We start from the raw sequence: 10139 nt of genomic DNA on the forward strand, positions 1-10139 counted from the left end.
TCGACCTATTCGTGCGGCCTCCACCGTTACGATGCACGCACTGTGAAATGCTGCTCGCAGGCCGCCTTCAGCAAAATCTGCCAAAGTAGTGCTAGCTACCCGCCAAACAATCTATCGCATCGGCGCGCCCACGTAGGTCCGGGATGGCTTGTAAGGCGCCTGCCCCCTGCTCACTCTGGCATCCGTTTGCTTCCGATATGCTTCCGGTAGCCACAACCGGCTTTACGAATATTCTTTAGCGGAAATTTCGCTGTTTATATTCAATGTGATAGGTGGTGGCGGACGCAGTCAGATGCGAACGGGTCTCCGCGGTTAGTATTCCAAAGTTACCCCGAAATTCCCTGCAAACTCACTTTTCTCAGCGAAAACCGGCGAATTCCTCTCATAAAAGATAGTTGATCCAAGGAATTAACCGCGAATTCCCTGCCTTCATTTAGCAGGGAATTTTCGGTGCGATGCAGGGAATTAATTGGTCTTAGGCAGTGATTAAAAGCGCGCGCCACAGAGCGCGCAACCTGTGTTTGCCGAAATCCCATCCGTTGATGATGTGACGGAATCGCCTGAGCTGGGGGAATGGTCGGGCTGCTCTGTTTCGTTCCGGCCGTCTGGCCTCGCCATTCAAGTCAAAGTTGCGGCTTGAAGCTGAGAACGCGGTGCTTCGACATCAGTTGATCGTCTTGAGGCGGCTGCATGGTCACGTCCGGCTCACGAACCATAATCGCTGGTTCTTTATCCAACTGTATCGCTGGTTTCCGTCGGTCTTGCAGGTTCTCAAGATTATCCGGCCTGAGACGCTGGTGCGTTGGCATCGGGCTGGCTTTCGCCGTGGCGGAGGTGTCGCCCTCGGCAGCACCGGTAATGTAGGCGCTCCGCCGCGTTCGCAGACGGCCGCCAAACAGCTGTGCATTTTCATCGAAACTCTGGGCGACAGGCAGAAGTCTGCGGCTGGGGCGTGAGGGCTGACCTCCTCCGATTACATCTTAACCAAACATTAAACATACGTTTGCGGGCGCGAAATGACGCGCCTAGCGTACGGCCAAGGGCTGTCAAACAAAGAATTGGAGCGTGCCATGACCTACAGGAAGCTTGGAGCGCTTGCTACCGTCGGCGCGATCGCGCTGGCGTTTGCGACCAATGAAGCGATCGCGCAAGCGGGCGGCGCTGGTGTCGTAGCAGCGCCGCAGGCGGGAGCCACGGTGCGGGGAGCGCATGCGTTCAATAGGGGCGTCGGCGGCTATTTCTGGCCCGGCTATGGCTATGATTATGGCGCTTACGTACCCGCTGCGAGCCCGATCACGGCGCCGTTCGCCGGACCGGCCGAGGTCCGTTACACTACCACTTTCGACGTGCCCTGGAACTGGGCGCATCGCTTTCCTGCAAATGTGATACCGTCGGATCGGCCCTACGTACCCGGCTGCGGCGAGGAGAGCGTCGCCGTCGGCGGCGGCAAGACGGTCAACGTCATGCGCTGCTACTGAGGCGTAAGCGGCGTTTTCAGGCCACGGCTCGGAAGTCTTGCGTTCGGTATGCAGACGGCAGCAGCCGATCGATGTCACGGTTGGGATGACCGTTGATGAAGGCATTGTCACGTTGTTGAGCTTACCGGCGCTGATCTGCGCCCATAAGTGCCGATCATGAGCAAACTCAGCTACGCCGGATATCGCTTCCCACCCGTGATTATTCAGCAGGCGTCTGGCTCTATGCCCGGTTTACCCTCAGCTTCCGGGATGGAGGACCTGTTGGCGGAGCGCGGAATCATGGCGTCCTATGAGACGGTGCGCCGCTGGGTGAGATAATTCGGACTGACGATCGCAGCTGACCTTCGGCGCCGCCGGTCCAAGCCTCATTCGTCTTGGCATCTCGATGAGGTCTTTATCAGGATCGATGGCCTGTTGGTCTATCTATGGCGCGCCGTCGATGCCAAAGGCGAAGTCCTTGACGTGGTGTCCAGGCAAGCGGGACAAGCGGGCGGCACTGAAATTGCTGCGGAAACTGCTCAAGAAAATGGCCTCTGTTCCGGACAAGTTTGTGACCGACGATCTTCGATCCTACGGCGCGGCCGCCCGTGAGCTTGGGCTGTCTCGTCGCCATAAGCGCGGGCGATGGCGCAATAACCGAGCGGAGAACTCGCATCAACCGACCCGACGACGGGAGCGCAAGATGCAGGGGTTCAAGAGTGCGGGATCAGCCCAACGATTTCTGTCCGTCCACGCCGCCACCTACAACACCGTCAACGTCCAGCGTCACCTCATCTCAGCGAAGACGCGCCGGGCATTCCGAGCCTTGGCCATGCAGACGTGGCGAGAGGTGACTGCTTCGGGGTGATCGCGATTGAATGCTGGATTTGTCGCACCTATCCATCCGCTAACGTGACAAAGCCGGCCAACACTCTCCCCAAAATATTAGCGCTTGACGGGAACCTGGTCCGGGCGTAACGAGCCGTCGATCGCGTGCCCCTTGTGAGGGCCGCTGTTGCTGTCTTGTGTGTTCACACCGGCATCAGCCAGACGACACAGTCGTCTCGCGAACGAAGCAGAAAAGGAAAGACTGATGAAGCGTGTTCAATCACGCTCGGAGTCCGCCTTTTCTGTTTTCGAAAAGGCTACTCCGAGCAAGACGAGGAGTAGCAGATGTCTAAGACCTTCGAGCCTGATCCGCCGGACGCTGACAAGGAGTCGGGAAGTCGCGTAACCTCCGTTGGGGAGGACGTGGCCGACGAGGACAAGGTTGGATATCGCCGACCGCCGAAATCCTCTCGATTCAAGAAAGGGCAAAGCGGTAACCCGCTCGGCTCCTCGCGCAAAGCTCGAATGCGGCAATGTCAGCAGACCCTTCCGCTTGTTGATCTCGTTCTCGAGAACTCACAAGGCCTTGTTCCCATCCGCGAGGGCGATCGAAGATCCACCATCAGCATGAAAGAGGCACTTATACGGAGGGAAGCTGCGCTAGCAATCCAAGGGAATCGTCTAGCGCTAAAGGCTGCTCTGGACAGAATTGACAAAGCGGAAAAAAACAAGCTCGCCGAAGTTCTCGATTACTACACGACGTACCGTGACTATAAAGAACAATATCCGGCGAGGGCCAAGGCTTGCCGTGATCGCGGCCGCCCCCCTCCTCTGCCTCATCCCGACGACCTGCACTTCAACGATGATACTTGCAAACTAGAGATCACAGGTCCGATAAACTATGAGCAGCTCGACAAGCTTAAGAAAATACTTGAAGCCAGAGAGATCTTAATATCGAAGCTCGAGGGACTACGGGAAGACGCTGATGAGTGCGCCCGCGAGGGCTTTCCTTACTCTTCCAAGGACCGGGAAATCTTTTCCGTTCTAGAGAATTACATCAGATTCTTTGACAGCCTACTCGAAAAACGCAACTGGTTGCCCCGAGTTGCAGGTGGAAAGAAGACATAGGCGCTAGCACTTGTATTGGGGCGTTCTTCTGAGCCTCCGCCGATTCAGCATGATCGTACTTGAGGAGCGATGATGGACGGGAAGCAAGGAGCTTCATCAGACGATAGCGCCGCCATTGATCTTGAATCGACTAAGCAGTGCGAGAATGCGCCGGCATCGATATCGAGGGTGAATGCAAGTCATCCCGAGACGAGTGGTGAGAAGCAGACCGACAGCATTTACGATCACTTTGACACCAAGAGCTTTCGCTTTTGGGAGCGAGCGATTGCCAGGGGACGATTTCCTACATCGCCTGAGCTCGCTGACCTCTTGGAGGCAAATTCTGGAGACGCAATTCCATCCTGGCTTACCCCGATCCTCATCCTGGGTCTTCGAAGCAGGCTGAAGCAGTCTGGGGGCCGTCCTCCTGCTACCGTGCTGCAGAGCATGCATTTGCAGCTGGCTGTTGCGATGTATCCTCGTTACCTTTCATGGTTAAAGGCGCGCGAGAAACGTTGGGGTCTCACCGGATGGCCTTTAATTCGCGAAAGCGAGTGGTGGGTTGGACCACCCCATGAGCGTGCTGCAAAGATGCTCACCGCGCGTTGGCTTCCGCACATGGATTGGCGGTCATTTTTGAACCGTGTCCATTCATAAAAAATACGCCATCTTTTTGTGAATGAATCCTGCTTGTTTCAAACTTAAGCAAGTCTCCGAATGGAAATGGAGACTCAAGGTGGACGCAACTAGCAAAATCGAAACGCGCCATTCAATCATTTATCAGGACATCGCAGCCCTCAATCCGCGCAAGAGCAATCCCCGAACCCATTCCAAGAAGCAAATCGAACAGATCGCGCGAGCAATCACGCAGTTCGGATTTACAAACCCGGTTCTGGTCGATGATGCGAACGGCATTATCGCTGGGCATGGCCGCGTCGCAGCAGCCAAACTGGTAGGCCTGAGCCAGGTTCCGACGGTGCGCCTATCGGGGATGAGCGAAGCTCAAATCCGGGCCTATGTGATCGCCGATAACAAGCTTGCGGAAAATGCCGGTTGGGATCGCAACCTGCTTGGGCTGGAGTTTCAATATTTGGGCAGCCTCGACATCGATTTCGATGTCAGTTTAACGGGGTTCGAGCTGCCGGAAATTGATCTTTTGATCGGCGAACTCGACATCGCTAACAGCAACGAGCCTGCTGATACGGACATTCCGCTTCCCTCAGGTCCCGCTGTGACGCGGCTCGGGGATATCTGGCAAATCGGCAGCCACCGCCTGATCTGTGGCGATTCCACCGAGCGGGAGACGTATCAGCGATTGTTGGGCGAAGTCCGCGCGCAGCTAGTCTTCACCGATCCGCCCTATAACGTTCCGATCGCGGGTCACGTTGGAGGTTTGGGCAGCGTGCAGCACCGGGAATTCGCAATGGCCTCGGGCGAGATGTCACAATCGGAGTTCACGGCTTTCCTGACATCTGTTTTTACAAACCTTGCGGAATTTTCCGTCGATGGTTCGATTCACTTTCAATGCATGGATTGGCGCCATGTCGACGAAATCCTGCAAGCCGGCCGGAACGCCTATCATGAACTCAAAAATATCTGTGTCTGGGCCAAAAACAATGGCGGCATGGGATCGCTCTATCGTTCTCAGCATGAACTCGTGTTCGTTTTCAAATCAGGGACTAACCCTCACATCAACAATGTTGAACTCGGCAAGCACGGCCGTTACCGCACCAATATTTGGAACTATCCTGGCGTGAACAGCTTCGGTAACGATCGTTCCGACCTTGCCCTTCATCCAACGGTCAAACCGGTCGCGCTGGTGGCGGACGCCATCCGGGATTGTTCGCATCGAAAAGGCATTGTCCTCGATGCTTTTGCCGGTTCCGGCACAACATTGATCGCAGCCGAGCGGACGGGTCGCCGCGGCTACGGTATCGAAATCGACCCGCTCTATTGCGACGTCATTATCCGCAGGCTGCGCACAGTACGTCGCCTTGAAGCCACCCTCGAAGGTGCAGGCAAGCCATTTCAAGAAATCGAGGCCGAACGCACTGAACCGAGCTGACTTAAAATTTGGAGAGCCGCGGATCCCGATTATAAGCGGTCAATGCATACGATCGACCAGCGACCAAATTTGACATTAAGCGTCTGCTATTCGTTCCTTGTGCCCAAACGCTTATCGATGCTCCTTTAGGGCCGAGGCACCACCGCCTCGGGCGACATGCCACACCGCCGTGTCCGGCGTCCGCGCTGATGGGAACAAAGCGGCTTAACTGCGAACTTCTGGTTCATCGTAGCCTTTCAAATGATCGAAGATGAGACAGAAATCCGGGGCAAGGAAGGCGCCAGCGAAGCAGGTCATCAGGACATCCGCCGTACGACGCGCAAACAGTACTCGGCTGAAGGAAGGCCTACACGCTGAGGCGTCGATGGCCGCGCTGTACCGCCGCGAAGGCATCGCTGAGAGCCTGTATTACAACTGGTCGAAGGAATTCCTCGAAGCCGCCAAGAAGCGGCTTGCCGGCGATAGGGCGCGGACGGCCACCGGCGACGAGGTGAAAGTGAGAGCTTAGCATGATAGAATCACGCTAACGAAAGGGAGATGAGATGCCGGACGACGATATGAAAGCTGAGCTCGATCGTCTCCGCAAGGAGAACGATGCTCTGAAGAAGGAGCTTCAGAGGGCACCCGCATGAAGGTGAGTGACAAAGGTGGCCTCTCCGTTTATGGGATGGGACGTTTTCCAGTGACTCTGTATAAAGAGCAATGGTTGAAGCTTCTGAACATGTCCGATGAGATCCGCGCTTTTATTGCCGAAAATGAAGCGCGACTGAAGGCGAAGGATTAGGCCCGCCTCAAAGCTGGGGCTTGAGCGCGACTGCCACGGAACAATCAGTTGTCATTCGATAAACAGTTCCGAGAAACGGGATTTGTTGTATGAGTGAGAATGCTGACCTGGAGAACGTGCGTCGATATCGCACCATCGCTTCGCTCTATGTCAGACCGCAGCATTCCGTCCTGCGCAAAGATGGACGCTCCTGGCACAAGCCTATGAATACGAGCGTCTCGCGATGACAGAGCTCGAAGCTCACTCCATCGGGTATGACAGCGCATCGTGGAACGTGGCTGCCACTGCGTGAGCGCGGTTGACGGTACTAAGAGCAGATCCAGGAAGTACTTGAGTCCGGGAGTCGGTTGTGATTCCGGGGCGAATTAAATCCAGGCCGAGCGCTTAGGACCTGGCTGACCTCAAAATTGGAGTGCTGGCTTTCAATTTATCGCGGTTAATGCATTCGCTCAATCAGCCACCGAAACAGCCCAGCTTCTAATTGCGGCGTCAGCTACCCGCTCAGCCGTCCAAAGATGCAAATCGACGGAGTCGGTCATCCCGAGGATCTTCGGCGCGCTGTGACAGATAAAGAAACAGCGATCGAACTGCCGTCATTATGAAACCGCCGGACATAGTCATCGAGTTCGGCCTGTGTTGACCGGCTTTTGACCTGAACCCAGGCAATTTCGTTTGTGATCGGTTGCGTCAAGACCATATCCACATCGGCCTGATTCCCGCCCACTGCGCTTTGCCGTTGCCACCCTCCCCGGGCAAAGATCAAATCGATCAGGGCCTCGAAATCGCGGCAGTCGAGCTGGCAGATCATTTGCGATGCCAGATTTCGTTGATCCTTGATCAGAGCCACCGCCTTGGTCCTGAGAGACATCGGCGAAAAGCCCACCAAAAACGACCTCGAGCGCAGGTGCCCTCCCGCTGCAACTTGTAGCCGAAACACCTACCATGGGTGATAATCTTGCGGCCGTGTCACGCTGCCCGTCTCGAGTATCGTGATTGGCGTCTACCTTGCGCTAGAAGACTGCGGAGTGGCTCGCAGCGCCCTGGATAAGCAAAAAAGTTTGCCGTGAAAGCATGTGGCGCAGCAAGATCGACAGTCAGCCGGATGCTTGGTTACAACGGCCATGGGACAATATTTGGACGCTCAAACTTGCAAATGACGGACGAGACTTGGAGCCCGGATACAGGCTCGCTCAGAAAATAACCTTGCACTTCATCGCAGCCTTCAGCGGCAGCCTGATTAAACTGGGCTATGTTCTCTATGCCTTCGGCCGTGATTTGCATGCCGAGGCTTTTTCCAAGGCTTACGATGGCGCGAACGATCAGCTTTGATCCCGCTGTCGATGTCAGGTCATGTACAAACGATTTATCAATTTTGATCTTGTCGAAGGGAAAGCTCTGCAGGTAGCTCAAAGAGGAATATCCCGTCCCGAAATCGTCAATTGCGATCCGCAAGCCCAGCGCGCGGAGCTTGTGCAGGGTCGCTATGGTTTCCGTGCTATTCGCAAGAAGCACCGACTCGGTGATTTCAAGCTCCAAGCGTCCGGCCGGGAGCCGCGAGTGCATCAGCGCCGATGAGAAAGCCTCAATGAGGCGCGGGCTACGAAATTGGACGGAAGAGACGTTCACCGAGACCTTGATGTCGTCTGGCCACGATGCTGCTTGTTGGCAAGCCTGATCAATCACCCATTCGCCAAGTTGAATGATTATACCAATTTCTTCGGCCACAGCGATGAATTTCTCGGGATGGACCAGGCCGAGTTGCGGGTGACGCCACCGCAGCAGAGCTTCGAACCGGCAAATTTTTTCAAGCTTGAGATTATAGATCGGTTGATAAACCAGCTCAAACTGGCCATTCGTCATCGCGTCCCGAAGATCGAGTTCGAGAGCGCGGCGCTTCTGTAGACTGTCCTCCATCTCAGTTTCAAAGAACCGCCAGACGCCGCTACCTTCAGCTTTGGCACGATACAACGCCAAGTCTGCACTCTTCAGGAGCTTTTCGCCATTTGCGCCATGGAAAGGAGCCAGCGAGATGCCGATACTACAGCCGATAACGACCCTTTGTCCGTTGAATTCATAAGGCTGTCCGACGCATTCAACGATACGCTGTGCAAGCCGCTCCACATCGTTAGAGTCTCGCGTGCCTGCTTGGATGATGGCAAACTCATCGCCGCCCAAACGAGCGACGGTATCGATCTCGCGGACGCAGGCGAGCAGCCTGTCGGCGACTGCACAAAGTAGCTCGTCGCCGATCGGATGTCCGAGTGTGTCGTTGACCTGTTTAAAATTGTCGAGGTCCAGACACAGGACGCTGAATCCAGCTCCGCGTCCAGCTTGGGCAATAGCTTGTTCGATACGTTCCGCCAGCAGCAGACGATTCGGCAAGTGGGTGAGGGCATCGTGACGGGCCAGAAAAGCGATCTGAGTCTCCGCCCGCTGCTGCTCGGTGACGTCTTCGCAAGTTTCCAGCCATCCACCATCGGAGGTCGAACGGCGGTCGATACGAATAGTGCGGCCATCGTCTAATTTCTGAAAATGGCTGCCGATTTCCGAGCGCGATATGGAGGTCTCTACAAGTTCATCGAAGGTCTGACCCGCGTGGGTTCCGGCCATGATGCTCAGTTTGACAACAGCGTCGAACTGCATGCCAGCGCGGACATGGCCGGGAGGAATGCGGAAAATCTCGCAGAAACGACGGTTGACGACTTGCAGGCAACCATCATTGTCATACAGACACAAACCCTGCGACATGTTGTCGAGAGCGGCATCGAGTCTTCGGTTGGTCTCGTAGAGTTGCTCTTCCTGACTCTTTAAAGCTGTGATGTCGCTGAAAACTACGATCTCGCCGCCTTCCTGAGTCTTGCTACGACTGACGCGCAGCCACCGACCGTCCGGTAAACACGCTTCGCCTGTGAGGTCGTCGTTCGCGAGGAGAGCTGGGCCAGTTGAGGGAAACGCAATCTTGAATGTGTCTAGCGAGTCGAACCGGAGAAGCTCCGGTGCACTGGCAAGAAATTCGCTTGAGCGGGAGTTGGCCAGCGCGATCTTTCCGTCAGGATGAAGGAGAACGACGCCTTCGCGGGAATTTTCAAGCGCATCGGTCAAACGCGCTTGTGCGGACCTCCGCTGAGCGATTTCACGCCCGACCATATCTTTAATATTATTTCGCATCACGCTCATCGCGGCGATTAACGTGCCGAGTTCGTCGGCTCCTCCCCTGGGAATGTTAACGTCGAGCTCGCCCGCCGCGATACTTCGTGCGGCTTTGGAGGCAACAGCAACCTGCCCAATAATACGGCGGCTCAATAGCCAAGTGACGAATCCGGAGAGCAGAAGCGCGATGGCGATAGCGCCGAGATTGAAATGCAAGTCACGATCAATCGCGGACAGAGCTCGTTGCCGGAACAAAAAGCCGTCGCCAGCAGTGTGGTTGATCAAAAGGTCAATCTGCTGGTCAACGGTCTTTGCGTAGCCATCCAGCCGGTCGACAAAGGCGGCGCGGCTATTCACATCAAGGTCTTTGCCGCCGCTATCGTATAGGCTGGCCCAGTCGCTGGCGGCTTTTCGCACCTTTGTGACTGCGTCGGTCGCGCCGGGGGACTGAGATCGTTCGGCGGCGACATTCAGATCGTCGTAAAAAACACTTTCCAGACCGTCAATTTTTCTATCAAGCGAGGTGCGCGCCTGAGGGTCGAGAGTCCCAAGCCGCCGGGAGGCGACTGCGCGCATTTTTGAGAAGTCTGCCGCCGCTGCCCGTGCGTAGTTGATCGACATAAGAGATTCGTCGAATGTTTTGGCAACAAGATCGCCAGCGTGCTTGATGCTTTGCATGGCGTAGAATCCGAGAGCCGCCGTGATGGCACTCATTAACAGATAGCAAACCAGGATCTGTGTTCGGATT

Annotated in this window: 6 protein-coding genes and 3 pseudogenes; 7 read left to right on the forward strand and 2 right to left on the reverse strand. The window is 55.7% G+C overall.

Going from position 1 to position 10139, the window contains the following annotated elements:
• Window positions 1–1070 precede the first annotated feature (1070 nt).
• The 7 genes and pseudogenes from GGQ85_RS20035 (at window position 1071) to GGQ85_RS20065 (ending at window position 6533) form a co-directional block, all read left to right on the forward strand.
• Window positions 1071–1478 (forward strand): hypothetical protein, encoded by a 408-nt coding sequence (locus GGQ85_RS20035; RefSeq protein ID WP_309775984.1) that lies wholly within the window; start codon window positions 1071–1073, stop codon window positions 1476–1478.
• Window positions 1479–1634: 156 nt separating this feature from the next.
• Window positions 1635–2325 (forward strand): annotated as a pseudogene (locus tag GGQ85_RS20040) (IS6 family transposase).
• A 305-nt stretch (window positions 2326–2630) separates the two neighbouring features.
• Window positions 2631–3413 (forward strand): DUF5681 domain-containing protein, encoded by a 783-nt coding sequence (locus GGQ85_RS20045; protein ID WP_309775985.1) that lies wholly within the window; start codon window positions 2631–2633, stop codon window positions 3411–3413.
• Between the two features lie 715 nt (window positions 3414–4128).
• Window positions 4129–5457, forward strand: coding sequence for a site-specific DNA-methyltransferase (locus GGQ85_RS20050; RefSeq protein WP_309775986.1), 1329 nt, complete (start codon window positions 4129–4131; stop codon window positions 5455–5457).
• Between the two features lie 250 nt (window positions 5458–5707).
• Window positions 5708–5953: pseudogene (locus GGQ85_RS20055) on the forward strand (IS3 family transposase); the annotation flags it as partial.
• A 132-nt stretch (window positions 5954–6085) separates the two neighbouring features.
• Window positions 6086–6241 (forward strand): hypothetical protein, encoded by a 156-nt coding sequence (locus GGQ85_RS20060; RefSeq protein WP_309775987.1) that lies wholly within the window; start codon window positions 6086–6088, stop codon window positions 6239–6241.
• An 89-nt stretch (window positions 6242–6330) separates the two neighbouring features.
• Window positions 6331–6533, forward strand: a pseudogene (locus GGQ85_RS20065) (hypothetical protein).
• Window positions 6534–6776: 243 nt separating this feature from the next.
• Here the strand turns inward: GGQ85_RS20065 and GGQ85_RS20070 are convergent.
• Both GGQ85_RS20070 and GGQ85_RS20075 read right to left on the reverse strand, forming a co-directional pair.
• Complete coding sequence (locus tag GGQ85_RS20070) at window positions 6777–7124, reverse strand: restriction endonuclease (protein WP_374708941.1); 348 nt, start codon at window positions 7122–7124, stop codon at window positions 6777–6779.
• A 227-nt stretch (window positions 7125–7351) separates the two neighbouring features.
• Window positions 7352–10069 carry an EAL domain-containing protein gene (locus GGQ85_RS20075; protein WP_309775989.1) on the reverse strand — a complete coding sequence of 906 codons (2718 nt, stop codon included), beginning with the start codon at window positions 10067–10069 and terminating at the stop codon, window positions 7352–7354.
• Between the last annotated feature and the right edge of the window lie 70 nt (window positions 10070–10139).

The sequence above is a fragment of the Nitrobacter vulgaris genome (assembly GCF_031453995.1).
Taxonomy (GTDB): Bacteria; Pseudomonadota; Alphaproteobacteria; order Rhizobiales; family Xanthobacteraceae; genus Nitrobacter; species Nitrobacter vulgaris.

Coding starts and splice junctions, on each gene's coding strand:
- GGQ85_RS20035 (WP_309775984.1), top strand. CDS start 1,071: ATGACCTACAGGAAGCTTGGAGCGCTTGCTACCGTCGGCGCGATCGCG.
- GGQ85_RS20045 (WP_309775985.1), top strand. CDS start 2,631: ATGTCTAAGACCTTCGAGCCTGATCCGCCGGACGCTGACAAGGAGTCG.
- GGQ85_RS20060 (WP_309775987.1), top strand. CDS start 6,086: ATGAAGGTGAGTGACAAAGGTGGCCTCTCCGTTTATGGGATGGGACGT.
- GGQ85_RS20075 (WP_309775989.1), bottom strand. CDS start 10,069: ATGCAAAGCATCAAGCACGCTGGCGATCTTGTTGCCAAAACATTCGAC.